Annotated in this window: 20 protein-coding genes; 4 read left to right on the top strand and 16 right to left on the bottom strand. The window is 69.4% G+C overall.

Annotation, left to right across the window (positions count from 1 at the left end; translation table 11 throughout):
• Positions 1-165: a hypothetical protein gene (locus VKQ35_RS04160; protein ID WP_324358824.1), complete on the bottom strand. Its 165-nt coding sequence runs from the start codon at positions 163-165 to the stop codon at positions 1-3.
• 433 nt (positions 166-598) lie between these two features.
• Between VKQ35_RS04160 and VKQ35_RS04155 the strand changes: the two genes are divergently transcribed.
• Complete coding sequence (locus VKQ35_RS04155) at positions 599-1,102, top strand: OsmC family protein (protein WP_324358822.1); 504 nt, start codon at positions 599-601, stop codon at positions 1,100-1,102.
• A gap of 84 nt (positions 1,103-1,186) precedes the next feature.
• Here the strand turns inward: VKQ35_RS04155 and VKQ35_RS04150 are convergent, their stop codons facing one another.
• The 10 genes from VKQ35_RS04150 to VKQ35_RS04105 form a co-directional block, all read right to left on the bottom strand.
• Entirely contained in the window at positions 1,187-2,893 is a 1,707-nt protein-coding gene (locus VKQ35_RS04150) for a hypothetical protein (protein WP_324358820.1), read from the bottom strand.
• Positions 2,894-3,063: 170 nt separating this feature from the next.
• The gene (locus VKQ35_RS04145) at positions 3,064-3,492 is read right to left on the bottom strand and encodes a RidA family protein (RefSeq protein WP_324358818.1); all 429 of its coding nucleotides are present in this window, start codon (positions 3,490-3,492) and stop codon (positions 3,064-3,066) included.
• 18 nt (positions 3,493-3,510) lie between these two features.
• A complete protein-coding gene (locus VKQ35_RS04140) occupies positions 3,511-4,830 on the bottom strand; it encodes an APC family permease (RefSeq protein ID WP_324358816.1) in 1,320 nt (439 codons plus the stop codon).
• Positions 4,831-4,852: 22 nt separating this feature from the next.
• Complete coding sequence (locus tag VKQ35_RS04135) at positions 4,853-6,376, bottom strand: hypothetical protein (protein WP_324358814.1); 1,524 nt, start codon at positions 6,374-6,376, stop codon at positions 4,853-4,855.
• On the bottom strand, positions 6,373-8,391 hold the full coding sequence (locus tag VKQ35_RS04130) for an amidohydrolase family protein (RefSeq protein WP_324358812.1): 2,019 nt from the start codon (positions 8,389-8,391) through the stop codon (positions 6,373-6,375). Before VKQ35_RS04130 ends, VKQ35_RS04135 begins: the two co-directional genes overlap by 4 nt.
• Positions 8,392-8,401: 10 nt before the next feature.
• Complete coding sequence (locus VKQ35_RS04125; protein WP_324358810.1) at positions 8,402-10,111, bottom strand: hypothetical protein; 1,710 nt, start codon at positions 10,109-10,111, stop codon at positions 8,402-8,404.
• Positions 10,108-11,592: a S41 family peptidase gene (locus VKQ35_RS04120; RefSeq protein ID WP_324358808.1), complete on the bottom strand. Its 1,485-nt coding sequence runs from the start codon at positions 11,590-11,592 to the stop codon at positions 10,108-10,110. Before VKQ35_RS04120 ends, VKQ35_RS04125 begins: the two co-directional genes overlap by 4 nt.
• Complete coding sequence (locus VKQ35_RS04115) at positions 11,589-12,560, bottom strand: ornithine cyclodeaminase family protein (RefSeq protein ID WP_324358806.1); 972 nt, start codon at positions 12,558-12,560, stop codon at positions 11,589-11,591. Before VKQ35_RS04115 ends, VKQ35_RS04120 begins: the two co-directional genes overlap by 4 nt.
• A gap of 91 nt (positions 12,561-12,651) precedes the next feature.
• Complete coding sequence (locus VKQ35_RS04110; protein WP_324358804.1) at positions 12,652-15,687, bottom strand: TonB-dependent receptor domain-containing protein; 3,036 nt, start codon at positions 15,685-15,687, stop codon at positions 12,652-12,654.
• A gap of 229 nt (positions 15,688-15,916) precedes the next feature.
• The gene (locus VKQ35_RS04105; protein WP_324358802.1) at positions 15,917-17,083 is read right to left on the bottom strand and encodes a pyridoxal phosphate-dependent aminotransferase; all 1,167 of its coding nucleotides are present in this window, start codon (positions 17,081-17,083) and stop codon (positions 15,917-15,919) included.
• Positions 17,084-17,244: 161 nt separating this feature from the next.
• Here VKQ35_RS04105 and VKQ35_RS04100 point away from each other — a divergent pair, with 161 nt between their 5' ends.
• Both VKQ35_RS04100 and VKQ35_RS04095 read left to right on the top strand, forming a co-directional pair.
• Complete coding sequence (locus VKQ35_RS04100) at positions 17,245-17,727, top strand: Lrp/AsnC family transcriptional regulator (RefSeq protein WP_324358800.1); 483 nt, start codon at positions 17,245-17,247, stop codon at positions 17,725-17,727.
• Between the two features lie 136 nt (positions 17,728-17,863).
• A complete protein-coding gene (locus VKQ35_RS04095) occupies positions 17,864-19,114 on the top strand; it encodes an aminotransferase class V-fold PLP-dependent enzyme (protein WP_324358798.1) in 1,251 nt (416 codons plus the stop codon).
• Here the strand turns inward: VKQ35_RS04095 and VKQ35_RS04090 are convergent.
• Genes VKQ35_RS04090 through VKQ35_RS04080 form a run of 3 tightly spaced genes read right to left on the bottom strand, consistent with a single transcriptional unit; the run spans position 19,111 to position 23,664 of the window.
• Positions 19,111-20,577, bottom strand: coding sequence for a S10 family peptidase (locus VKQ35_RS04090; RefSeq protein ID WP_324358796.1), 1,467 nt, complete (start codon positions 20,575-20,577; stop codon positions 19,111-19,113). The genes VKQ35_RS04095 and VKQ35_RS04090 overlap by 4 nt on opposite strands.
• A gap of 4 nt (positions 20,578-20,581) precedes the next feature.
• Positions 20,582-22,177: a S10 family serine carboxypeptidase-like protein gene (locus VKQ35_RS04085; protein WP_324358794.1), complete on the bottom strand. Its 1,596-nt coding sequence runs from the start codon at positions 22,175-22,177 to the stop codon at positions 20,582-20,584.
• Positions 22,174-23,664 (bottom strand): S10 family serine carboxypeptidase-like protein, encoded by a 1,491-nt coding sequence (locus tag VKQ35_RS04080; RefSeq protein WP_324358792.1) that lies wholly within the window; start codon positions 23,662-23,664, stop codon positions 22,174-22,176. The genes VKQ35_RS04085 and VKQ35_RS04080 overlap by 4 nt, the downstream gene beginning before the upstream one ends.
• 261 nt (positions 23,665-23,925) lie before the next feature.
• Between VKQ35_RS04080 and VKQ35_RS04075 the strand changes: the two genes are divergently transcribed.
• Positions 23,926-25,368 (top strand): MFS transporter, encoded by a 1,443-nt coding sequence (locus VKQ35_RS04075; protein WP_324358790.1) that lies wholly within the window; start codon positions 23,926-23,928, stop codon positions 25,366-25,368.
• Between the two features lie 47 nt (positions 25,369-25,415).
• Here the strand turns inward: VKQ35_RS04075 and VKQ35_RS04070 are convergent, their stop codons facing one another.
• Both VKQ35_RS04070 and VKQ35_RS04065 read right to left on the bottom strand, forming a co-directional pair.
• Positions 25,416-25,811: a hypothetical protein gene (locus VKQ35_RS04070; RefSeq protein WP_324358788.1), complete on the bottom strand. Its 396-nt coding sequence runs from the start codon at positions 25,809-25,811 to the stop codon at positions 25,416-25,418.
• Between the two features lie 62 nt (positions 25,812-25,873).
• Positions 25,874-26,338, bottom strand: coding sequence for a chemotaxis protein CheW (locus VKQ35_RS04065; protein ID WP_324358786.1), 465 nt, complete (start codon positions 26,336-26,338; stop codon positions 25,874-25,876).
• Between the last annotated feature and the right edge of the window lies 1 nt (position 26,339).

Here is a 26,339-nt window from a genome sequence, read left to right as displayed (position 1 = left end):
TCAGGCCTGCTCGTCGTCGGACGAATCCGCGGCCGGCGCGCCGCCGGCGTCGAGGCGGGCGCGTTCGCGGGCCTCGGCCTTGGCGCGGGCCTTCTCAGCGACCTTGGCCGCCTTTTGCCGCTCGCGCTCCATGCGCTCGAAGGGATAGTTGGGCTTGCGCGCCATGGGTCGGGTCTTTCGTCGGAGAGGACAGGCGGCGCGCGGGAAGCCGGGCCGGAGAGCAGGCCTCTTACACCGAAACGCGCCAGCGAGACCACCGCTCCGGCCATTTCTGCACGTGCGGGGCAGGTCTGTCCTGTGGCGCGAACGAAGACGGCCCCTCCGTGTGGGACGGAGGAGCCGTTAGCGGCGCCGCGAAGCCTGGGGGCTGATGGCCGAGCGGAACCGGTCTTCCTGTGCGCCGAGCCGGACTAGGGGGGAGGAAGCACCGCCTCGCCGCACGCCCACAAACTGACCGCCCCGCAAGGCGTGAGTTGGGCCGGTTCGTATCGCCAGCGTCTCGAAAACGTGGCGAAGTCGAACGAAGTTGACATTTGGCCGCCGCAGATGTCCCGGCAGAGACGATCAGGTGAAGCCGAAAGCGAAGAGGACGTGCGCCTTGAGTGAAACCCCCGCCAATCCGAACCCCGAGGGCGAACCGACCTTTGTGGAGGAGACCGGGCTCGGCCGATTCCAGGTCGAGGCGCGCACCGGAGCCTCAGCCATACTGATCGACGAGCCGGTTTCGGCCGGCGGCCTGGGCACGGGCCCCAACCCCTTCGACCTGCTCTGCGCGGCCTTAGGGTCGTGCACGGCGATGACCGTGCGGCTCTACGCGCAACGCAAAGCCTGGCCGCTGACCCGCGCCCGGGTGCGGGTGACGCACCACCGCGGGACCCTGCAGGCGCGCGACAGCTTCCATCGCGAGATCACGCTCGAAGGCCCGCTGGATGAGACTCAGCGCGCGCGGCTGATGGAGATCGCCGAACGCTGCCCGGTGCACCTGACCCTGGAGCGCGGCTCCGACATCAGTTCCAGCCTGGTCCCGCCCGACGCCAGCCTGGGCGACGGAACGCCGTCCGGGGAGCACATGAAGACCATGGAAGAGGCCTGCGAGCGCTGAGCGCGCGAGCCCGGCGAGCGGGCGGGCACGAAAAAGGGGAGCGCCGGCCCGCGGCGCTCCCCCGTATTTCCGCATCTCTCCGGACTAGAAACTCGGGTAATACCGGAAGCTCGTGAAGAACATGTCGTCGTTCGTCTTCGGCCGGACACCGTTCAAGCCGCTGAACGCTTCCAGCTCGATGTGAGAGTACTGCAGGCCGATCCGCAGGTTGCCGAACTTGCCCTGATAGAACCGGTCCCAGAGGCCGAAATTGATCTGGCTCTCCTGCTTGGTGTCGGGCGAGCACGCGCCGCCCTCGACCAGACAGGCGGCCAGGTTCGCATTCGGGTTGCCGTAACCGAAGAAGGTGGTCCCGATCTGGGTGACGCCGGTCGCCTGCTGCTTTTCCTGACCCCAGTAGGTGTAGAGGTCGAGCGTGGGGGTCGCATGCAGGGTGGCGCCCACGAGGTACATGGTCTCCTTGATGGGCCGCAGGCTGCCGTCCGTCCCCGGGATGATGTCCGGCAACTGGCCGCTGCCGTAGCGGCCGATGCCCTTGCCGGTCAGGCCGGACGCCTGCACGTCGAGGATCTTCGGCACCACAGTCCAGGTGAGGCCGCCGCCGAAACCCGAGCCTTCGGTGGTCTTGTTGGTGATCTGCGCCGGAAGGCCGAGGGCGTTCCCCGTCGCGTAGGTCACCCGGTCATAGAACTGCCTGAAGACGCCAAAGGCCTCGACATGGAGCGGCCGTGAGCCGCCGATGTCGGGTTCGAACGCGGCCTTGACGACCGCGTCGGGCACTTGGTTGTAGGAGAAGTTGTTGACGTTCGCGAGCAGGCCGATGCCGGCCGCGCTGGTGTTGGCCGTCACGCCCGCGGCGGTGGCGCTGACGCCTGTCGGGGCGGCGCCGAAGGTCGTCTGCGAGTTCTCAAGGCTCGCGGCCAGCCACAGCTGCTTATCCATCAGGTCCTTGACGATGCGGATCTGCGGCGTGCGCTGCCACACGAAACCCACGGCGTACTGGGCTTCGATGGTCGCCGGGATGACTTCATTGCGCGGCGTGATGCCCTTGCCGTTCATGGTCGTCAGCGACCAGTTCTGGCCGGCGAGCAGGTGCACGCCAATGTCGTCCCAATCGACGGTGCCGTAGACGTGGCGAATCCGCGGGTTGTACGAGTTGCTCTCGTTCGAGTTCGCGGTTTGCGCGGCGCCGAGGAAATCGAACTCGCCGTAGAAAGCCGCGTGGGTCGTCGGGTTCACGTCGCCCTGCACCAGGACCGAGAGTCGGCTCTGACGGGCGGTGAAGCGCGACTCGTCCAGGCGGGCGAGCGGGTTATTCTCGTAGGGGATTTTCGAGAAGTTCGACCCGATGTCCGAGACGTTCTGCTTGCTGCGGTAGACCGATTCAGCCGCGGCGAACCCGCCCATGGTGATCTTGACGTTGCCGGGCTTGGGAAGGGACGCCTGTACTGTCGACTGCACCGTCGACTGCACCGTGCCCGGGATCTGCTGGATCTGCATGTCGAGCTTGGCCTGGGCGGATTTCGCCGCGGCGGTGGCGGCGTCGGCGCGGGCCTGGGCGTCCTGCAGCTGCTGCGCGGTCGTGGCTTGAGCCTGTTGCTGGGCGGCCGCCTGGGCCTGCACCGTCTGTTCCAGCGACTCGACGGTCGCCTGCAGTTGCTTGACCTGCTCGGCGAGGCTGGGCTCGCCGGACGCCTTGTGCTTGGCCGCGGCGTCCGCCGCGCCCACCATGCTCAGCGCACAGATGACACCCAGCGCCGCGCTGCCGAGCAGCGACGTTTTGATGGTCATGACCAAATCCTTGTCCCCACGCCGCGCGTTGCGGCCGTCGGAAGCTGCGCTACCAAGCGCCCGTGAACGATCGCCGTCAGTTTTGCGAAGGTTCGATGACGGCGTAAGCGAACCCTAGGGGCGGTCCGAAAACACCCCAAAATTCAGGCCGATGGTGTAGCCGAATGGCCTCAGTGGGCGACTGAGGCCCAGCAATCCACCTCGACTGAGGCCCCCGCGGCGAGCGCGGCCACGCCCATCGCCGTCCGCGCCGGCAGACGGCCCGGCTTGAAGTAGCTGGCGTAGACCTCGTTGAAGGCCGCGAACTTGCCCATGTCGGTGAGCAGGACCGTGCACTTGACCACGTCGTTCATCGAGGCGCCGTGCCGCGCCAGGATCGCGGAAACGCCGTCCATCGCCCGCTTGGCTTCCTCCTCGAAGGGCGCGGGCTGGCCGGGGCGCACGCCGATCTGGCCGGAGACGATCAGCAGGTCGCCGACCTTCACAGCTTCGGAGAACGGACTCTTCGGATTGGCCGGCGGGTAGAACTCCGGCGGCGCGGCTAACACCGGGCCGGCCATCAGCGTCAGGACGAATCCGCCGATCAGGCGCGCGCGCATTGTCTCGTCTCCTATCCTCTAGGCGGCTTGGGCGACGCGGCGCCGCCGCCACGCGTAGTAGATCATCCCGGCGGCCAGCCAGCCGCCGATCAGGCCGTAGGGGCGAACGTCGGTGGTGACGCCGAGCGCGGCGATCACCACGGCGGCGACCACGCCCAGCGCGGCCAGCAGCTTCACCAGCCCCGGGCTGAACCTCAACCGCGCGGCGGCGACCACATCGGGATGGCTGGACGCCGCGTTCCAGGCGGCGATGCAGGTGCCCATGTACTTCAGGAGCGTCGGCACGCTGACCGCCAGCAGCAGGAAGAGCAGGCTGGTCGGCAGCAACAGGCCGGCGCAGGACGCCGCGAAGGCGACGATGGTGGCGACGTAGGGCGTGCCGTACCTGGGATGGATGCGCCCCAGCGCGGCGGGCAGGGTGTCGGCCCGGCCCATGGCGAACAGGAAGCGCGAATAGACCAGGAAGGTGGCGTTCATCGACTTTGACAGCGCCAGCGTCGCGGCCGCCACGATCAGCGGTGTGGCCCAGCGCCCCATGGCGGCCTGGGCGGCGTCGAGCAGCGGCGCCTTGCTGGCGGCCAGCGCCGTCGGCCCGATCAGGCTGAGCGCCGCGAACGCCACCGACAGATAGACCACCACGGTGAGCGCCAGCGCGCCCGCGACCCCCAGCGGCACGACGCGTTCGGCGTCCTCCACCTCCTCGCCGACCTCCGTGGCCGTCTCGATGCCGAGGAACAGCTGAATCATCAGCGGGAGCGCCGCGGCGATCGGCAGCCAGCCGCCGCTGAGCGCCTCGCCGAACAGCTCGGGCCTGAGGTGCGGACCCGCCGCGCCGACGAACAGCGCCAGCACGGCCAAGAGGCCCAGCATCAGCACCGTCTGCACCCGCGCCGCGATCGCCACGCCGAAATAGTTCACGGCGAAGAGGGCGGCGAAGAAGGCCAGCATCACCGGCTTGGCGGGAAAGTCCCAGACCTTGCCCAGATAGTTGGTCAGGGTCTGGCCGTAGACGATCATCACCACCGCATTGGCCAGCACCCGCATCCAGACGATGCCGAAGGCGAAGGCTGGATGGGTGAACCGGCGTTGCCATTCGTAGGAGGCCGCGGTGACCGGCGCGGTGGAGGCCAGCCAGGCGTAGACCAGCGCGAACAGCACCATCGGCAGCGCCGCGATGCCGGTGGCGATCAGTATGCCCGCGCCCCCGACCTTGGCCGCCGGCCCCAGCACCGTGAAGATCGCCGCCCCAATGGCTGTGCCGGCGCCCAGCATGATCAGGTCGATCAGCTTGACGCCGCGCTTCAGGCTGGCGGCGGGCGGCTTGGCGGCCTCGCTCATTCGACGTCTTCCCCCGGCAGGATCACCACGCCGCGCACCTGGCGTCGGGCTGGCCGGCGACCCGCACCCATTGGTAGCCGTCCAGGGCCTGACCGTCGAACGTGAAGGTCGCGGGCTTGCGCTCGAAACAGGGGCCAAAGGCGTGTTCGCCGGGCGTAAAGAGTTCGCCGTCGATGACGATCCGCTTCCAGCGCGCGGCCTCGCCCGCCCCCAGTTCCTTCGTCAGGAACGCCTGCCAGGCGGCATGGTCGAAACGCACGCCTTTCTCCCGGCTCTTGAAGATCGGCTGCAGGGCGTCCTCCAGCCGGCGTTTGCCGCCGCTCCGGCTACGGATCTTCGCGTCGATGTCGGCGAAGTAGAGGGCGCTGCGGCTGTAGGGGATGTGGCGGATGTTCTCGTCGCCGAAGCCGGCCTCGGCGATCTTCGCCGCCGGCCAGGTGCGCGCCGGATAGGCGTAGTAGCTTTGGGTGATGCGGTTGATCTCGCGGGTCCAGTCGTCGAGGGTCGCAAAGCCGCCGCGCTTGGGGACCAGCGCCGAGAAATAGGTGGTCAGCCCTTCCGAGAACCAGCTGTTGATCCCATCCGGCTCGGCGATGCCGCCGACCCACTGGTGGGTCATCTCATGCGCCAGTGTGCCGTGCGGGGCGATGGCGCCGGGCTTGGGCGGGCCGGCAAGCGCCGAGAGCATGAAGGAGCGCGGCAGCGCCGTGCCGCCACCGGTCCCGCTGGTGAGGAAGCGCATGAACACCCGGTAGGGCGGCGGCGGGTCGAGGTAGCGGTAGGTCTTGCCGAAATAGGCGTAGAGCCGCGAGGCCCAGTCCATCTCCGCCGGCGCGTCGAAGGGCGCCTGACCCAGCCAGGCCGCGCTGAAACCGTTCTTCGATCCTGCCGCCGGGAAGCGGCTCACGGGGCCGGCGATGATCCAGGCCTGGGTCAGGCTGCGCGGCGTGTCATGCCAGCGCGTCTCGCCCTCGCCCCACGACGCGATGCCGGCCGAGCCGGCTGCGAGATCGCTGAGGTCCCAGCGCACATGCAGGTCGGCCTTTCCCATCTCCGGAAAGACCAGGAAACCGGACCCCGCGCCGCTGACCCCGCCCGCCACCGCACGGATGCCGAACGGCGGCCCACGCGCCGCCTCCGGCGATTGCACCAGCGAGCGGAAGCTCATCGTTACCGCGCCGACCGTCGGCCGCGCCGTCGTCCAGCGCCGATAGTAGGGGAAGCCGCCGGGAACCTTGGCGTCCTCGCTTACGGCCAGCGGCACGTCGCCCCTGTCGTCGCGCACCGCGAGGTCCTTCACGCGGTCGGCGATCCCCGGCACGCCGGCGTAGATCACCGGCGCGGACAGCACGAGCGGCTTGCCGGCGGCGAGGCCGCGGATCGTCTCGGTCACCGCGATAGCCGTGACGTCCGATCCCCCGTCGCGCACCGGCTTGAAGACCGCATCGAAGGCCGGCGCCTCCTCCTGGCCCTGGCTGGCGCCGACCCCAACCGCGAGGTTGGCGGCGACGGCCGCAGCGACGATGGCGAGCCATTCACAGGTCACGGCGCCACGCTCACCGGCGGCGGCGGCGTGAACGGCCGGATCGACAGGAACTGATAGATCTCCGAGGGGTAGTAGGCGACGCCGCCGACCATGGTCATGCGCGTATTGCGGATCTTGCGGATGTCCGCCGTCGGGTCGCCGTCCACCAGGATGAAGTCGGCGAGCTTGCCTCGCTCGATGCTGCCCGCCTGGCTGTCGCGGCCGAAATACCGCTCGGCGTTCAGCGTATCCATCTGCAACACCCGCGCCGGCGAGATGCCCGCCATGTTGTAGAGCTCAAGCTCGCGCAGCAGGGCGAAACCGGTGGTGTCGTCGGTGCCGGGCAGCATCTGGATGTGCTCGTCGTCGAGGAGCTTCATCACCTGCAGGATGGTCTTGAAACTCGCCTGGTAGGCGGCGTCGTCGGCCGGCGTCTTGATGGTCACGAAGCTGCGGCGGCGGTAGCGCTGGTAGCCGATCGGCACGTGGTCGAGGTAGGGCGCGTCACCCGCCTGCACCTCGCCCGAGCGCGACAGCATCAGCCGCTCGAGCGTCATGGTCGTGGTGTCGAGCGCGATGTGGTGGCTCTTCATCAGCTCGACGGTGGTGCGGACCCGCGCGGAGTTCAGGTCCAGGTCCTTGGCCCGCGCCATGCCGGTCAGGCGCAGCGGCGTGCGGGTGTCCTCCTTCGGATCGAGGATCCAGCCCAGCATCAGCTGGTTGATGTGGGCGATGTCGTTGTAGCCGTCGCGGATCACCCGGTCGGGCGAGGAGAAGGCCGGCACATGGCCGGTGACGCCCATGCCCAGCCGGTGCGCCTCGGCCGCCACCGGCGCCACCCAGTCCGGCGGGAAGCTGTTGTAGATCTTGATCTGCCAGTAGCCGTGGTCGGCGTACCAGTGCACGTCGTCGATGGCCTGGGGCAGGGTGTCGGCGATGAAGCCGTTGCGCGCCGAGTAGGGGCTGCGGCCCTCCAGGAAGCCGTTGCGAACGATCCTTGGACCCGCGAGCTTGCCGGCGTTCAGCCCGTCCATCATCGCCAGAAGGGCGTCGTTGTCGTTGCCCATATCCCGCGTGGCGGTGACCCCGGCGGCCAGGTTGAACAGGTTGGACGCCAGGCTGGTGTGCGAGTGCATGTCGTGCAGCCCGGGGACCAGGGTCCCGCCCTGCCCGTCGATCACCGTCTCGCCCTTCAGGGCCGGCTTGCCGTCCTCCGGCGTGACGGTGGCGATGCGGTCGCCATAGATCACCACCTGCGAGGCGCCGGTGAGCTTCAGGGCCACGGGGTCGAAGATGCGCACGTTGCGGATGCGCACCGGGCCGGAGAAGCGGTGGGCGAGTTGCTTCTGGGCGTCCTCGGCGCGGGCCTGGGCGATCTCCCGGTTGATCTGGGCGAGCTTTGACAGTTCGCCCTCATAGCCCGCGCGGATCACGCCTCCGGCCGCGAACAGCTCGCCCTTGGCGTCCAGCAGCACATATTCCGGCGACAGGTCGATGCCGGAGAGCTCGTAGATGGTCAGCGCCTGGGCGGTCTTGCCGGCGCCCAGCGTGACCTTGCGCATCTCCTGGACCCGCAGCGCGCCGGACGGCAGCACCGGCAGGCTGTGGCCAGGCGCCTTCAACAAGGCCTTCACATAGACGCCCAGCATCCATGGGCTGACGTCATTGCCGATGTAGAGGATCGGCTTGGCGGCGGGGACGGCGCCCTTATCGGCTTGGCTCGCCCATTCCGCGGCGCCCGGCTTCCAGGTGAAATGCTCGTGCACCGGCGCCCCGAACAGGCTCTCGCCCTCGATGGTCCAGGCGGTCGGGAAGCCCGCCGCGTCCAGGTCGATCTGCTCGCGCGCCTTGGGGCCCCGGCCATTGTTCACGACGGCGTAGTCGATGGCCACGTGGCGGCCGGTGACCTCGGCGGTCAGATGGCCGACCTTCTCGCCGCCCGCCATGGCGACGAAATTCTGGGTCTCCGCGTGAGCCGCGAAGGCCATGGCCAGGGCCAGGCCCGCGCCCAGGATCAAGCTGTGGCTGAACCTCATCGCCAACTCCTTAGTACGCACACCGCGCCTCCGGCACGTCCGCCAGCCGCACCCACTGATAGGCGTCCACCGTCTCGCCGCGCGGCAGATAGGTGACCCCGAAGGTCTTGCCGTCGCGGGTGACATTCAGCGTCAAGAGCCGCGTGGGATCGCCCTGCACGCTGTCCATGGCCACCGAATAGGTCACGACGTCGCCGTTCCTCAGGCCCGCCTTGGCGGCCTCGGAGCCGGGCTGCAGGTCGCGGATGGTCTTCACGTCGCCGACCAGCGACTTGGGCTCGAAGCCCAGGTCGAAGCGGCGGAACTTGGCGGTCGTGCGCGCAAAGCACGGGCCGAAGTCGGCGCTTTCCGGCAGCATCAGCCTGCCGGCCAGCATGTCGGCGTGGAGCTTGCGGCCGTCTTCACCGAGTTCCTTGCCGATCAGGTCCAGCCAGACCGCCTCGTCGGCCGCCTGCCCGGCGCGGCGGCGTCGCACCATCTCGCGGATCAGGTCGTCCAGGCTGCGCTTGCCGAGCGACGCGCGGCGTATCTTGCCGTCCAGCACGGCGAAATAGAGCGCGCCCCGGTCGTAGGGGAGTGTCCGGATGCGGGTGTCTTCCCAGAACCTGGGCGCGACCTCGGCGTCCGGCGTGCCGTTCAGGGCGTTGGTGTAGTAGCGCCGCGCGGTGGCGTTGATGTCGCTCAGGAAATCGGCGGCCGAGATCATCCCGGCGCGCCACGGCAGCAGCGCCTGGTAGTGCACCGCGATCCCCTCGCCATACCACTGGCCGCCGAGCGCCGAGGTGGTCCAGGTGTGGATCATCTCATGCGCCAGCGTGCCCTTCAGCTTCTCCGGGTCCCTGGCGCTCTCGCCCCAGGTCAGCAGGAAGGAGTTGGTCATCGCCGCGCCGCCGCCGGCGTTGATCGGATTGTAGCGCAGGATCACCCGATAGGGCGGCTCGGCCGGGTCCTGGAAGAAGCCGCTCATCCAGCCGTGCAGCCTGCCGGCCCAGACCATCAGCGGCCGGGGATCGAAGGGCGGCTCGCCCAGCCAGGCGGCGGAGAAGCCCGCGGGCTTCACCTGCGCGGGCTCCCGATGCATGGGCCCGGCCATGTAGAGCGCCGAGTGCAGCCGCGTCGCTGGTCCGGGCGGCAGGATGACCGCGCCGTCGCCATAGCTCGACATGGCGCCCGAGCCCTTGGGCAGGGCCGAAAGGTCCCAGCTGAGCACGATCGGATAGGCGCGCCGGCCCTCCGGCAGCAGGATGAAGGTGTTGCCGACGCCGCTGACCCCGCCGCCCTCGGTGCGCAGGCTGTAGGGCGGCCCGGACCCGCGCGGCGGCGGCGCATCGTCGACCGGGGCGCGGTAGTGGACGGTTAGATCGCCCTTCACCGCCCGGCCCGCCAGCCAGTGGCGCGAATAGGCGATGGCCACGGGGTCGTCCCTCACCGTCAGTGGGATCGGGCCGGCGGCGTCGCTGGCGGTCAGGCCGGCGAGCGTCGTGGCGATGGTGTCGGTGTTGGCGATGACCACCGGGAGCGTCAGCAGCGGCGCCCCGGCGGCGGCCTCGACGCCGGGGATCTTCAGCGTCACGTCCACGAAGCCGCGGCCGGCCTTCTCGTCCATGCGGCCGGGCGCGAGCCGCACCTCGAAGGCGCCCGGAGCCGGCTGAGGCGCCGGCGCGAAGGCGGTCAGGCTAAGCGCGGCGAGGGCCGCGGTGACGGACGCGAACCGTCTCATTTGGCCCTCGCCGGCAGCGTCTGGATCCAGGCCAGGACGGCGGCCGTGTCGGCGATGTCGCCGTCGTAGGCGATGTCCGGCTTCTGCGGGATGTTGTCGCCGCGCTCGCGGTCCTCGCGCACCAGACTGGGGACCGTGAGCTCGCCGTTGCCGCTGGGCAGGGGATAGGTGAGCGGCGTGCCGCTCCGGCTGTCGACCGCGGTCTCGCGCCCGACCTGCAGCACGCCCGGGAAGCGCTTCAGCTCGTCGACGAAGGCGATGCAGGCGCTGGCGCAGGCGTAGTCGGTGAGCACATAGACCCGCGCATGCACCGGACTGGGCGGCGCTGGCGCCAGCGCCGCGGCCGGCAGCGAGCCCATCTTCGCCGCATAGACCGTCGTGCCGTGCGCCGCCGGCCGCGCCTCGAAGCCGGTCAGGAGACCGTCCATGGCCCGGTCCGGTGGCGTGTTGAACGGGTCGGCGCGCTCGCGCGGCGGTGGCGCGGCCGCGCCGGGCTTGCCGGCCAGCTGGCCGCCGGGCTGGTCGACGAACACCGGCCGGATCTTCAGCCGCGCCGTGGCGTAATGGTCCGCGTAGGCCGGCCCATAGAAGGCCTCCAGGAAGCCGGTGAACCAGTTGTAGCTGCCGCCCGGATTGCCGCGCACGTCGAAGACCACGAAGGCCTTGTCGCGGAGGGTCGGCGCGGCGTCGATGATCGCGTGGAACTGCTGGGCCTCCTCCAGCGTGCCGGGGCCGAAGGTCGCCATGCGCACCCGGGCGCCGTTCTTGCCGAAGCTGCTGATCGCAGTCACCGGATCGCGCATCAGGTCGTGCGGCGCGTTCTTCACGGCGAGCTGGTCGGCGCCGATGGGCGTCCAGTTCAGCGCCACGTCCTTGCCGTCGATCCGGCAGGTCGCGGGCCGCGCATAGAGCGGGTTCCTGGCGTCCACGAAAAGGCTATGGGCGATGGCGTCGCGGGTGGTCTCCAGGCCCTTCTCGGCCCCGGCGGCGCGGCCGAGCTGCGGGGCCACCTGAGTGACCAGGTCTGCGATCGGCTTGCCGTCGCAGGCGGTGATGGCCGCGCCTGTTTTGACCGTCGGGGTCGCTGACTCCACCACCACATAGGCGCCGCTGCGATAGCGCACCAGGAACCTCGGCCAGGCGAGGCGCGCCGGTTCGACGTTCAGCCGCACGCCCAGGTGCGCGTCGCCGAAATTGCCCAGATAGCGCCGCATGACCGCCTGGTAGCCGGCGATGTCGCCGACCTTGTCCACGTCGGCGGCCGCCTGACTGTCGGCGTCGGCCAGCAGCTTATCCCAGGCCGGCCCGCCCGGCGTGCGCGCATAGATGTAGCGGCTCAGCAGCGTCTCATGCGCGAAGGCCAGATCCTGGCGCAGCATCTGGCGCCAGGGGTTCGGCGCGGCGTCCGCGGCGCGGGCGGCGGCGGGCGATCCCAGGGCGAAGACGGCGCTGAGCGCGAGGGCGGCGAGGCGCTGGGTCATAGGCGGGTCTCTTGCGATTGGCCGTACAGCCAGGCGGTCGCCGCCAGGTCCTGTACGGCGTGGCCCAGGGATTTGTAGACGGTGATCTGGTCGACTGACGTGCGACCCGGCGCCGTGCCCGCGTAGACCTCGCCGATCTCGGCGGCGATGACACTCTCGTCGGCCAGGCCCGCTGCCCTGGCCCGCAGATACTCGCCGCCGTGCGCCAGGACGTGCTCGCGGTGATCGGCGAAGAGACGGCCGCGGGTCACCACATCGGCGTCCGCCTCCGCCTGCCCCGGGCCGGACGAACCCACCAGGTTCACGTGCGTCCCCGGCGTGAGCCAGGCGCCCTTGAGGATCGGGTCTGTCGCGCCGGTGACCGTGCAGACGATGGCCGCGCCGGCGACCGCGCGCTCGGCGTCGGCCACGGCCTCGACCGGCAGTCCGGTCTCCAGCGACGCCAGCTCGGCGAAGGCTGCGGCCCGCATGGCGTCGCGGCCCCAGACCCGCACGGACCTGAGCGGCCGCACGCGGGCCAGCGCCGTGATATGGCCCAGGGCCTGACGTCCCAGCCCCAGCACGGCCAGGCTGTCGGCGTCTTCCCGGGCCAGCGTCTGCGTCGCCGCCGCGCTGGCGGCCGGTGTGCGGATCGCGGTCACCTCGCCGGCGTCCGCGACGCAGATGGGGGCGCCGCTGTCGCCGTCGAACAGCACGACCAGGCCCTCATGCGCCTTGCGCCCCGCGCCGTCGTGGAAAACGCTCACCAGCTTGGCGCCGAACGCCGCCCGGTCGCCCAACGCCGCCGGCATGATCGCGAAGGTGCGCCCCTCGCCCAGGCCGATAAAGCTGCGCAGGTTCTGCCGCACGCGGCCGTCGGAGAGCGCGATCATCGCCTCTCGCACCGCCTCGCGCGTCGCGTCCGGATCCAGCCGCCGGCGGACCTCGGCGGCGTCGAACACGATCAGGCGGCCCACCGCGCTCGGCATCCCGCGACTCCGAAAAAAGACGAGGACGGCGCCCGGTTGGGGTCGGCCGCCGCCCTCTTGCCGGACCGTTCCTCCGGCCCGGCGAGTAAGCCTAGTAGCGCGCCTTCAGGCCCACGAAGTAGGTCCGCCCGAGGATGTCGCCGTAGCTGAGCGTCGGGTAGGACGGCTGTTCGTCGGTCAGGTTGTTCACGCCCGCGCGGACCTGGAAGTTCCGGAAATCGTAGGTCGCCGACACCGAGTGGCGCAGGTTCGAGTCGATGAACGGGTGGGCGTTGTTGGCCGCCGTCGCGCCCTGCACCGCATAGGCCGGCGGCAGGTAGAAGGCTTCGTAGGTGAACCGCCACGGGCCGTGGATGTAGCGCGCGTCGAAGCGCACCTGCCAGCGCGGCTCGGCGACGGTTCCGACGATCTGGGTCGTGGCGCCCTGCACGGTCTGACGCAGGATCTCGTTGTGGGTCGCCTCGGCCCCCAGTTCCACATGGCCGTCGGTGTCGGAACTGATCAACCAGGCGGTCGGGAACCGGTAGTTGATGTCCATCGTCTCGCCTTGGTACTTCAGCGAGGCGGCGTTGAAGGTGGTGCTTTGCGCGGTGGCGATGTTGCCCACCGCGTCACGGGTGAAGAAGCCGCACGTCGAGCCGTTGGCGCCGACCGCATCGAAACAGGATTGGCTGAAGTTGGTCGGCGTAAAGCCGGTCAGCCCGTTCTGCAGGTCGATGTTGATGTAGTCCGCAGTGATGACCAGCTGTCCGGGGACGAAGGCCGGCTGGAAGACGAAGCCGTAGGTCGTGGTGTCGGAAATCTCGTTCTGCAGCTTGCCGTTGCCGCCCGAGGTGACCGACGCGGTGGAGAAGTTGAACGCGGTGTCCTGGAAGGTGGCCAGGCGCGTCGCGGCGCTGGAGCCGACGGGCGCGGCCCCGGCGCTGCCGGTGCCGAAGAGCGGGTTGGCGGTGAACAGCGCCAGGCAGTTCGCGGCCCGCACCGACGGGTTTGGACCGGCGTTGATGATGCGGCTGTCACAGGGGTCCTGGATGCCGCCGGCCAGCGTCGTCGTCGACGGCGCGAACAGCTGATAGAGGGTCGGCGCGCGGAAGTTGCGGCTGCGGGAGGCGCGCAGCGTGAAGCCTTCGACCACCTCCCAATGCAGGCCAAGGCCCCAGACGTCCTCTGTGCCGGCGATCGAGTTGTCGACGTAGCGGTACTGGCCGTTGACCTCGAGGTTCCGGAAGCCTGGGACATTCATGTCCTTGCCGATCACCGGGACCACCAGCTCGCCGGAGACTTCGTTGGTGTAGTAGCGTCCCGAGGTGGGGACGACCGGGCTGCCGGTGCCCGTCAGGCCCTGCAGCTCGGCCGCGTCCGGGCGAAACACCTGGGACTCTTCGCGGTGTTCGTAGGTGACGCTGAACTTGCTGTCGCCGCCCGGCAGCTTCACGACGTCGCCGTTGAGCACCGCCAGGAAGTCGTTGGTCTGGTTCTCGAAGCTGTAGCCCACGGGATCGGACACATAGCGGCCGGCGCCGACGCTCGCCGAATTGATCCCGAAGGGGTTCACCGGGGCGCAGTTCGGGTCGACCACGGTCACGGCATTGATCGAGCAGACGATCTGGCCCGCGGCGTTGGTGGTGGCGCTGATCGCGTTCTTGAACTTGGCGTTGTCGACCGCCCAGCCCTGCTGCTTCTGGTCGACCTGACCGTAGGTGTAGTTCAGGCTGTAGGTGAAATCGCGGTCGAGGCGGTTGAAGTCGCCATCCACCGCCAGCAGCACCCGATAGCTGTCGGTGGTCGTGAAGAAGTGGTTGGTCGGCAGGAGGTCGACGAAGTCCTTCGACAGGAACAGCGGCGCGCCGCCTCCGAAGCTCGGCTGGGCGGCGGCGATCGAGGCGACCTCGGCCGCAGAGAGGAACGGGTTCGCCTTGGTGAAGACGATGTAGCCGGAGCCGGAGGCAGGCGTGTTCAGGATCGTCTGGCTGAACCCCTGGCTGCCGGCCATGTCGTCGCCCTTGGTGCGGCCGTAGAGGATCGACCCGGACAGCTTCATGTGGTCGTCGACGTCGTAGTGGGCGAGCAGGTTGCCGTTGTAGCGCTCGACGCCGGTGTAGAGGGCGAAGAGCTGGTTCAGCGGGAAACCGTCGCCGCCCGTCGCGAACGGCGGCGTCAGCAGATTGCCGTGGTTGGCCGGGTTGAGTCCCGGGTTGAAGGCGACGATGGACGTGCCGTCCGGCGAGAATTGCTGGGGCGTGCCGGCGACCCGCAGGAAACAGTTGGCGCCGCCGCAGATCGGCACCGGCGCCGGGGTCGTGAAGATCACGCCGGCGGTATTGAACTCCCAGAACCGCGAATTGAGAATCTCCGTCGTGCCGCTGGTGCTGCGCGACAGGGAGGAGATCGGCCGCGAATTGGTGCCGAGCGGATCGGTCTTGGACCATTCCACGTCCAGCGCGATGTTGCCCTTGCCGTCCTGGAAGTTCGTGCCGCCGGTGGCGCGCAGGCTGTACTGCGGATAGTCGCCTCGCGAGGATTGCCCGGCCTGAGCGTCCATCTCCAGGCCCTGGAAGTTCTGCTTGAGGACGTAGTTGACCACGCCGGCGATGGCGTCGGAGCCATAGACCGCCGCGCCGCCCGCCTGGACCACCTCGACGCGGTCGATCAGGCCCACGGGGATCAGGTTGGTGTCGACACCCGAGCCCGCGCCCGCGGTGCTGGAGGTGATCGGGGTCGCGGAGCTGACGAACCGGCGGCCGTCGACCAGGGTGAGCGTGCGCCCGGCGCCCAGGTTGAACAGGTTGGGGAAGGTCTGCCCCGGGCCCGAGGCGGTGCCGCTGCCGTTGGCCTCCGGGATCGCGGTGGTGATCGAGGTCAGGTCGTTCAGCGCCTGGCCGGCGGTGACGAAACCGCGGTCGGTCAGGTCCTGCGCTGTCACGACCTCAACCGGCGCCGGCGTGTCGGTGGCGGCCTGCTTGATGCGCGAGCCGGTGACCACGACCTCCGACACGTCGTTGGGTTTCGCCGCCGCGGCGGACGAGGATTGGGCCGCCGCCGGCAGGGCCGCGATAGCGCCGCCGATCGCGGCGCCCGCGAAGATCGTCGAGGCGAGAAGCCGACGCCGATTGGAAACCGATTTCATCCTATCCCCCAGTTCTGCCCCCGGAGCCTTGCGACTCCTGTGACGCCGCGGCTCACGCAGAGCCTTCGCATCGTCGAAAACCCTAGTCGCAGCACGCCGGTTTTTCTTTTCGTTCTTCAAACTGTCATCGGACCGTCAAACATTCCCTATGCGCGCCTGACCCAAGCTCTGCATTGACCATGCGCCGACCCCCTGAACGACGTCTGAATCGCCGTGCGGCGGGCCATCTTCAGCACCGCCCCGGATAGGCTTTCAGCGCCGTGCGCAGCCGCGAAAAGCCGCGGTCCAGCGCGTCGACACGCCCGCTGCCGAAACCGATCCGAACATGTCCGGCCTGGCCGAAGAACTCGCCGGCCGGCAGCACCACCCCGTGCTCGCTCCACAGCCAGCCGGTGAGCGCGCGGGTGTCGTCCACGCCGACGATGCGCGGGAAATACATGCAGCCGAAGTTGGGAAGCTCGCCCTCGATCAGGCCATCGGCCCGCATCAGCGCGACATGCTCTTCCACCACCGGCCGCGCGCCGGCCAGGACGTTGCGCCAGTGGGCGTCGAACACCTCGCGCTGCTCCAGCACCAGGGCTGCGACCGCATGCGCCAGCTTGGAGACGCCAAGGTCGCCCTGCGGGCTCGCCGCGTGGATCGCGGCGACCATCTGCGGCGAAGCCACCGCCCAACCGCACTTCAGCGCGAACAGCCCCTGCACCTTGGTCAGGCTGCCGACACTGATGAACTGCGGGCCGAGCTGGGCGGCATAGACATCCTGGCCGGTGAAGTCGGCATAGACTTCGTCCATCAGGATCGGCACGCCGGCGCGCGCCGCCACCGCGCCCAGGGCCTGCAGCTCCGCCACATCCAGCACCGCGCCCGACGGATTGTGCACCTGGGTGAGCACGATCAGCCGCGTATTGGGCGTGATCAGCCGCGCCAGTTCGGCCGGGTCGACGCGGTAGTCCGGCGCCCGGCGCGGCAGGTCGGCGACCGTGGCCCCGGCGTCGCGCGCCAAGGCCGGCAACAGGTCGAAACGCGGATGCTCGATCAGCACCTCGTCGCCCGGCCCGACCAGCGCCTTGAGCACCAGCGCCAGCGCGGCGGTCGCCCCGGTCGTGCCGATCACCTGCTCCGGCGGAACCCCGTGCCGCGCCGCGACGTGGCCGACCACGAAGCGGTTGCCCTCTGCGAAGACGCTTTCATAGCGGTCTGTGATGCCGCCGGCGAAGGCGTCGCGGACCACCCCGATCAGCAGTTCGGTGGGCTCGCGCATCGTGGATTCGAATAGGGCGGCGGCCTCAGGCCAGTCGCTGGCCGCCTTCATGGCGGTCCGCACCCAGCGCGAATAGCTGTCGCCAGCCTCGCCCCTGGCCGGGTGGCCACCCGCCGCCGCGTGCGGAAAATTCAAGCGCCGCCCCCACAGAACCAAAACCATCCCGTCCCTGCGCAGGCGCCGGGATCCTGAAAGCAATCCTATCCGCGGACCATGGTTTTTCTTGCCTTTGTGCTGCTTGTCGACCTCCGATGGCGCATCCGCTATGCAGCATCCACGTCGCATGGACATAAGATATGCCAGTCACGCTCGACGCCATCGACATCAAGATCCTCGACCTCATGCAGCGCGACGCCTCGCTGTCGACGGCCGAGCTGGCCGAGCGCGTGGGCCTGTCGCAATCGCCCTGCTGGCGGCGCATTCAGCGGCTGCGCGAGGAAGGCTACATCAAGGCGGTGGTGGCCATCGTCGACCCGCAGATGCTGGGTTTCCGCATGCAGATCTTCGCTCAGGTGAAGATGACCACGCTCAGCGAGGAAGAGCGCGCGGCCTTCCATAAGGCGATCAACAACATCCCCGAGATCCTCGAATGCTGGACCGTGTTCGGGGAGATGGACGCCATGCTGAAGGTCTTGGCGCCGGACGTGACCTGGTATCAGGACTTCATCTTCAATGTGATCCTGAAGCTGCCCGGCGTGATCGACGTGCGCTCCATCGTGACGCTCGCCGAATCCAAGAGCACCACAGCGATCCCGTTGCGCGCACGCCAATTCCGCTGACGCCGCGCATAGGCGATGCACAGCGAAGCCCGTCCGCCGCATAGGCGTGCCCGCGCGCCGCGTGCGCCTCGGCAACTAAGCAAGGATAATTCGGCGGCGCAGGCCTAGCATCGCGCGTCGACAGATGGGGACGTCCATGAGCTTCACCCGCCGCGCGCTGGTCACGGCCGCCGCCGCCGCGCCGGCCATCGCCGCCGCCGCCCAGGCCACGGCCCAGGCGTCCGCCCCCACGCTGCCGGCGAAGTCGCTGTTCGCGAAGATGCCCTACGCCTATCTGGACTCCGGCTCGACGCACCCGATGCCGCTCGGCGCGCAGAAGGCGCTCACCGACTACCTCGCCTACAAGACCCGCGCGGCCGATGCCCCGCATGTCGACCCGGACGCCGCCGAACGGCGGGTCATGGAGCGTTTCGGCCGCCTCGTCGGCGCCGATCCCAGCGAGCTTTGCTTCATCCAGTCGACCACCATGGGCGAGAACCTGGTGCTGAAGGCCATGGGCTACCCGCAGACGGGCGGACGCATCGTCACCGACGCCGCCCACTTCTTCGGCTCCTTCTACACCTATGGCGAACTCGCCAAGCTCGGCGTCGACGTGGCCACCATCCCCTTCGCCAAGGACGGCGCCATCGACTATGGCGCCTTCGCCGCCGCGGTGAATTCCAAGACCAAGCTGGTGGCGGTCAGCGCCGTCTCCACCGCCAACGGCTTCCAGCATGACCTGAAGAAGGTGTGCGACATCGCCCACGCACACGGCGCCATGGTCTATGTCGACATGGTCCACGCCTGCGGCTCGACGCCCATCGACCTGCGGGCCGCCGGCGTCGATTTCGCGGCGTCGTCTTCCTACAAGTGGCTGATGGGCGATTTCGGCCTGGGCTTCCTCTATGTGCGCAAAGAGGTGCAGGACAAGTTCCCCAGGCCCTGGTGGGGCTATCACCAGGTGGGCGGCCGCTTCATCACCCACGTCTATCCCTATGACGATCCGGCGCCGACCGACGCCACCTACGGCTACGATCCGGGCGCCACCGGGCGCTTCGGCATGGGCACCACCTCGTGGACCGGCGCGATCCAGCTCGACTATTCGCTGGGCCTGATCGAGGCCCTGACGGTCCCGGCGATCCAGGCCTACCGCCAGCCGATGATGGACGCCGTCCAGACCGAGCTGCGCCGCCGCGGCTACGAGCCCATGACGCCCCAGCACACGCGCACCCCGCTGGTCGCCTTCGCGCTGAAGGACGCGCGCAGGAAGCTGCCGCCCCTGCTCGACAAGGCCAATGTGAAGATCACCGTCTCGCAGCACCGCTTCCGAGCCTCGATGTCGGTGTTCAACGACATGAACGACGTCGACCGCCTGCTCGCCGCCCTGCCCGCCAGCCCGCCGGCCTAGCGCCGTCCCGCCAGCACGAAGTCCCGCACCGCCGCGTTGAACCGCCTCAGGTTGGCCTCGCCGGTATAGACCCCGTGCGGGCCCGGGAAATAGTTGGCGGTGAGTTGGGCGGTCGGCACGCCCACCTGATCGAGCGTGTAGTGCGCGCCATAGGCCGGCGTCGTCAGGTCGTAGTAGCCGCCCGCCCAGAACAGCCGCATCTTCGGGTCCGCCCGCATGGCCGCGGCCAGATCCTCGAAGTCGTTGGTCCGCCGCTCATAGTTCCACTGGCTGTTCACCGTGAAATTGACGCCGATGTAGGTGTCGCTGCTCGGGAACTTCAGGTCGTTGGTGAGATAGGCGCCAACCGCCGGGCTCGGCACCGGGCCGATCTTGTCCGGCGTCAGCGGCGCCGCGCCGGGCGGGCCCTTGGGCTGCACGCCCAGCGCCGGGTCGTCGATGCCGCCGTCGGCGTTGGGCAGCAGCGGCCCGGTCACCGTCACGTCCAGCAGGCCGGTCCGAAGGCTTTTGTCCTTCAGCAGGTTGAACATGTACTCGTTCTTGGAGATCCGCAGGTCGTCCTTCTCGATCAGCGCCACGGGCAGGCCGATCAGCGACGACATCCTCACTGCGATCCTGTGCTTCTCTGCCGCCGGCAGGCTGCCGCCCTTGATCAGCGCCGTGACATAGTCGGTGCGGGCGAACTCCAGCGCCTCGTTGAACAGCTGCTCGACGGTGCGGCCCTTGCGGTCGATCTTCTGGTGATACCAGGCGCCCGCCGCCATGGTCGGCAGCGCCGCCACATAGGGCATCTCGCGGCCGCCGACATTGGCCGCCAGCGCCACCAGCATCACCCCGTCAAAGGGCAGATCCTTGCCGTTCTTGACGATGGCGGCGGCGCGGTTGGTGCCGTAGCTCTCGCCCAGCATGTAGCGCGGCGAGGCCTCGCGGTGATGCTCCTTCAGCCAGTCGGCGATGACGCCCTTCACCTCCAGGGCGTCGCCGGTGACACTGTAGTAGGGCCGCCCGTCGTGGCCCGGCAGGGGCCGCGAAAAGCCGGTGCCGACCGGATCGATGAACACCAGGTCGACGGCGTCCAGCGGGCTCGACGCGTTTTCGTGAAAGGCCTCGGCGGAGCGGTTGTTGAGGCCCGCGTCGCCCCGGATCATCGGGCCCAGCGCCTGGGTGTGGGTCGGCGAGGACGAGGCGCCCGGCCCGCCATTAAAGGCGAACAGCACCGGCCGCTTGGCGGGATCGGCGACCCCGTCGCGGACGTAGGCGATGGTGATCACCGAGGCTGTCGCCGCCCCGCTCGTGTCGTGCAGGAAGTGCTCCGCGACGGTGGCGGTGTAGTTCACCGTCTGGCCGTTGAAGTGGCCGACATGCTGGGTGACGGCGACGCGCGGCGTCGGGTCGGCGGCGAGGGCCTGTGTCGCGGCGACAGCGGCCAAGACGGCGGCGGCGAGGATCGGGCGAAGCTTCATCGGATCACCGGGCGGCTGTGGCGTCGTGCACGAACTGGGCGAAGTCGTGGGAGAGCTGCAGGCGGGTCGCGTCGTCGGTGTAGACCATGTGGCCGGCGGCGTAGCAGCGGTTGCGGATACGGGGCTTAAGGCTCGCGTCGGACCGCGCCACGGCCTCGTCCAGGCCCGCGCAGTCGCCGTCGTAGAGTCCGCGCACATTGAAGACCAGCAGGTGCGGCTGGGCGTCCATCGCCTGGCGCAGCGGCGGCGCCTGTGGCGGCCCCGGCGGGCCCTCGGCCTTGGACGCCCGATAGCGGTTCCACATCAGCGTCATCCAGTCGTCGCCCAGCCCGCCGCCGTTGATGACCAGCGGCGTCGGGTGGAAGGCCTCGCCGAACGGGCCGCGGTAGAGCAGGTCCGAGCGGTAGCCGAGCGTGTCGCGGATGTAGCGGATCATCGGGACCGAGGTCCCTTCCATGATGTCCAGCATCGGCGCGAGGCTCGGGTCGTGGGTCGGCAGCCAGGGCTGGGCGCCGGCCCGCTTGGGCAGCACCATGCGCGCGTCGTAGCGTCCAAGTTCCTCGCCCCGGTCGTCCAGCAGGTGGTCGGTGAACACCCCCTTGTCGATCAGCAGGGTCTTGGCCTCGACGTACTTGGGATCGAGGCCGGTGTAGCGCTTCAGACCCGCGAGCACCGCCGTGCGGGTCTCGGCGCTGACGGCGTCGGGGTTTTCCAGGGCCGGCGCATAGGTCTTGCGCGCCCAGCCCACCGCCTCGTCGATCGCGCCCTGCTGGCTCTTGTCCTGCAGGTCGGCGGGCAGCCGTTTGTGATACCAGGCCGTCGCCGTGAACATCGACAGCTCCAGCGCCTGATTGAGCGCTCGCGGCACGCTCTGGCCGACGTCGTAGAAGCCGGAGATCAGCATCACGCCCGCCACCGGCGTGCGCCGCCGCGCCAGGTCGCCCGCGACCTCCATGGCCCGCGTGGTGCCGTAGCTCTCGCCGGCCAGGATCAGCGGCTGGTCGAAGGCGTCGTAGCGGGTGCGGTAGAGCCGGATCGCCTCGGCCGCCGCCTCCCCGTCGCCGTGCTGGCTGTAGAGGACATCGCGGTACGCCTCGCTGGTCGCGCGGCTGTAGCCGGTGCCGGGCGGGTCGACGAAGACCAGGTCCGAATAGGCGAGCCAGGTGTCCGGCCGGTCGACGATCTGGGTCGGCGGACCCTTCCATTGCGGATAGGTCGGCGGCGTCTTGAAGCCCTTCGGCCCAAAGCCCACCAGATGCACCTGCGACGAGCTCGAGCCCGGCCCGCCGTTCCAGACGAAGGTCAGCGGCCTGGGCGGCGCGCCCGGCGCGCGCTCGGCCACATAGGCCATGATGAAGATCCGGCCCATCAGGGCGCCGGTGTCGTTGTCGTAGAGCGGCAGGAGGCCGGTGCGGACGGCGTAGCGCAGCGGCTTGCCGGCGATCGTCACCTGCCCGTGGGTGACCACCATCTGGTCCGGCGGCGTGACAAAGGCGCTGACCGCAGGCGGAGCCGAACCCGCATGCGGCGCCGGCGCGGCGGCGAGGCTGAGGCAGCCCAGCGCGGCGACGGCGGCGGCTCGAAGGCGGCGGCCGGTCATGGCTTCGGCGCGCTCGAGGCCTTGATGAAGTCCGTCAGGTCCTTCGACAGCTGCAGGCGAGTGGTCTGCACCTTGTACATCATGTGCCCGCCCTCGTAGCAGTGGTCGGCGAAGCGGGCCGACAGCGCCGGCTCCAGCTTGCCGGTCATCTTCTCGTTGCCCTCGCACATGTTCAGGCTGTCGTAGCGGCCGGCGGCGACGAAGACCTTGATGTTGGGGTCAGCGCGCATGGCGTTCTGCAGCCAGGGCTGCGAGGCGGGCGGCCCGCCCCCGGCGTTCATGTGCGCCATCATCTCCGGCGTGATGGTGGTGTGGTTGTAGTCCCAGCGGCTGCCGGTCGAGCGCGCCGCGGGGCCCGGCATGGGCATATAGCCCTGCTCGATGTCGACGTAGTTCAGGTCGGTCCGGTAGCCGAGCTCGCCGCGCAGATAGTCGGCGATCGCCGCCTTGTAGCCGGGCGCCTCGCGCTCCGGCCCGAAGATGCGCATGTCGTAGGTGTTCAGCGTCTTGGCCTTGTCGCCGCCGAAGAAGCCCTGGAGGTAGGCGCGGTTGCTCATCACCAGGGTCTTGCGGTCGATGGAGGACGCCGGAACGCCGGTGAAGCGCGCCAGGTCGTTGGCGACCTTGTCCTTCTCGGCGTCGGAGAGCTGATTCACATGGCCCAGCGCCGGCATGTAGGTGTTGGCCACCCACTCATCGACCGCCTTCAGCGTGGCGGCGCGGTCGGCCATCAGATCGGGCGGCAGGCGCTTGTAGTAGAAGGCCGAGGCCGTGCGCGCCGGGATATAATAGGCGTCCTGGAACTCGAACGGCATCAGCGAACCAGGCACGCCGCCGGAGAGCAGGATCGCGCCGGCGACCTTGATGCCGCGCTTTTCGAGAAGCTCGGTCGCGCCGTTCACCCGCCAGGTGCCGTAGCTCTCGCCGAACAGGAACAGCGGCTGCTTCTCGGCGGCGAACTTCACCCGCCAGGCGCGGATGAACTCGGCGGTCTGGGCGAAGTCGCCCAGCGTCGAGAGGAACTCCTTGTCGAACTCCGGCTTCTCCGGCCGGCTGAAGCCGGTCTCGATCGGGTCCATGAACACCAGGTCCGACGTGTAGAGCAGGCTCTCGGCGTTATCGACGAACTTGGCCCCCTCGATCCGGCGCGGACCCAGGAGTTCGGTCTGCACCAACACGGCTGGGCCCGTCGGCCCGCCGTTCCAGGCGAAGGTCAGCGGCCTGGGCGGCGCGCCCGGCTTCTGTTTCACGACATAGGCGGTGAAGAAGACGTGGCCCCGCACCTCGCCGGTCTCGGCGTTGCGGATCGGGATGCGCCCGGCGCGCGCCTCGTAAGACAGGACCCCGCGCGGCGTGGTGATCTTGTGCTGGGTGATCACCACCGGCTCGTCGCCGGCGACCAGCGGCGGCAGGACCGCGGCCCGGGCCGCGCTCGCCACAGCGGCCGCCGCCAACACACCCATCGCCGTCGCCGCCCAGCGCGCCATGCCATCGTCCCCCGAAGTCTTCACGCCAGGCACAATAGCCCGCCCTCGGAGCATTTTCTTCGCGAACATTCGAAGTCCCTGCCCGGGCGCGCATAGTTCATGCAGCCGAGCGTGGCGACGAGCAGCGCCTAAGCCTCAAGCCCGATGGCCGACCATCACGGCCAGCTCATCGCCCGGACGGCCGCGAAGCTCTTCGGTTGAACTGGGCCTCAGAAGGCCGATATCTCTGTAGATGCGACGGCGGTCAGCCACGGAGTAAGGATGTCTTCCGGACCGCCAAGCTGTGAGGCCGGCTTCGCGGCTGTCGAAGCATCGGGCGATCATCCCCGGCATCCGCGGCTGGTGCTGATCGCCTGCATCCTGGCCTCCAGCCTGGGCTTTGTGGATGGCTCGGTGGTCAACGTCGGGCTGCCGGCGATCGGGCGGGGCCTGGGCGGCGACGCGGCTGGGCTGCAATGGGTGATCAACGCCTATCTGCTGCCCCTGAGCGCCCTCCTGCTGCTCGGCGGCGGATTGGGCGACCGCTTCGGATCGCGCCGGATTCTGGTGATCGGCGTCGCCCTGTTCGCCCTGGGTTCCGCCGGCTGCGCGGCCGCGCCGGGACTCGCCTGGCTGCTGGCGGGACGCGCGGTCCAGGGCGTCGGGGCGGCGCTTTTCCTCCCCAACAGCCTGGCGATCCTCGGTTCGACTTTCGAAGGCGCGGCGCGCGGCCGCGCGATCGGTGTCTGGGCGGCGGTGTCGGCGATCTCCGCCGCCGTCGGCCCCGTGCTCGGCGGAGCGCTCATCGACCTCTGGTCATGGCGCGCGATCTTCCTGATCAACCTGCCGCTCGCCGCGGGGGCCATCGCGCTCACCCTCGCCGTGGTCGCCGCCCCGCCACGCCGCGCGGAGACAGGCCGCCTGGACCTGTTGGGCGCGATTCTCGCCACCGCCGCCCTGGGCCTGAGCGTCTGGGGCCTTACCGTCGGGGCCGAGCCCAGGGGATGGACGTCGGCCAGCATCGGCGCCGTCGCCGCCGCGGCGCTGATCGCCGCCGCCTTCGTCTGGGTCGAGGGGCGTCAGGGCGATCGGGCGTTGACCCCGCTGGCGCTGTTCGCCTCGCGGCAGTTGGTCGGCCTGAACCTGATGACCTTGCTGCTCTACGGCGCGCTCAGCGGCTTCCTGTTGCTGGTGCCCTATGTGCTGATCGTCGGCGCCGGGTACCGGGCCACCGCCGCTGGCGCGGCCCTGCTGCCCTTTCCGCTGGTGATGACGGTCGGCGGGCCGGTCATGGGAACGCTCGCAGGCCGCTTCGGGGCGCGGCTGCTGCTGACCGTCGGCTCGGCGATCGTCGGCGTGGGGCTCCTGCTGGCGCTGCGGATCGAGGGGGACGCCAGCTACTGGTCGGCGGTGCTGCCGAGCGTCCTGCTGGTGGCGGCGGGCATGACGGGCGCGGCGGCGCCGCTGACCACCGCCGTGCTTTCGGCGGTCGATCGGCGGCACACGGGATCGGCCTCGGGACTGAACAGCGCGGTGTCGCGCACCGGCGGCCTGGTGGCGACCGCCTTGCTGGGCGCGGTGCTGGCCAGCCGGGGCGCCGCCCTGATCGCCCACCTGCATCAGGCAGCGCTGGTCGGGGCCGGCCTGGCGATGATGGCGGCGCTTTGCGCCTGGTGGGGACTCGCGGGCGATGCGCGCCGCGCTCAAGCGCCCGCGGGCAGGTAACGGCGCGCGAGCAGATCCATTCCCCTAGTGAACCCCGCCGGGCGGCCTCAAACGGGTTTCGCCGAGGGTCGCCGGGCGTTAGGGCCATTGAAATCGCCCTCGACGACGATTCCGCGTTCGCTCGGAAGAGCATCAGCCTTGCGGATCATCAGGCGCTCGACGTCCTGCGCCATACGATTGCGCAGGCCGGTCTCAGTCCGCAGTCTTTCGCGGACTTCCGTGACGATCGAATGCACCGCGGCAGAGCCCCGCCGATCTTCGGTCGCGATCGCGTGCAACGCCTCCTCCAGCGCCCGGTCGATGGCGTGATGCATTTGCGGCCCGGTCGCGCTCACCCCTTGCAACAGGGCGTTGCTGAGGGCCACGACGCTGCCCAGGTCGATTTCGAGGGCCGCAAGCCGAAGTTGCAGGTTGGTGTCGTTGGCGCGGTTCGGAGCGTTCATGAACAGATCTCACGAGACAAGAATGGAGGGAAAGCTTTTGGGGGAACCCTTCGGGGAGGCGGTCACGCCGCCTCCAGATCGGACTGCGGCACGATGTGGTCGAGGCCAAGGAGGCTGATCATGCGCCCCTCGCCGGGCAATAAGCCGCGGACGAAGGACTTGGCGGCGTCTGACGCGACATCCGGCGTCGGCTGGATCGCGTCGTCGGTCACCGTGAGGATATCCGACACGCCGTCGACCAGCAGGCCGATCACCCGGCCGCCGAGTTCCACCACGATGATCACGTGCTTGGCCGTCGGATCGGTCGTGTCGAAACCGAGCCGAAAGGCCAGGTCGACGATCGGCAGAACCGCGCCGCGCAGGTTGATCACGCCGCAGACGAAGTTCGGCGAGCCGGGCAGCGCCGTGGCGGGCGTCCAGCCGCGGATTTCACGCACCGCCATGATGTCGACGCAGAAGTCCTGGGCGGCCAGCCGGAAGGAGATCAGTTCGCGCGGCGAACCCTGATGGAGGGCAGGCGGACCCATC

Source organism: Phenylobacterium sp., assembly GCF_035309685.1.
Taxonomy (GTDB): Bacteria; Pseudomonadota; Alphaproteobacteria; order Caulobacterales; family Caulobacteraceae; genus Phenylobacterium.
Note: the sequence above shows the minus strand (reverse complement) of the source record. Positions and strands in the feature narration are given on the sequence as shown.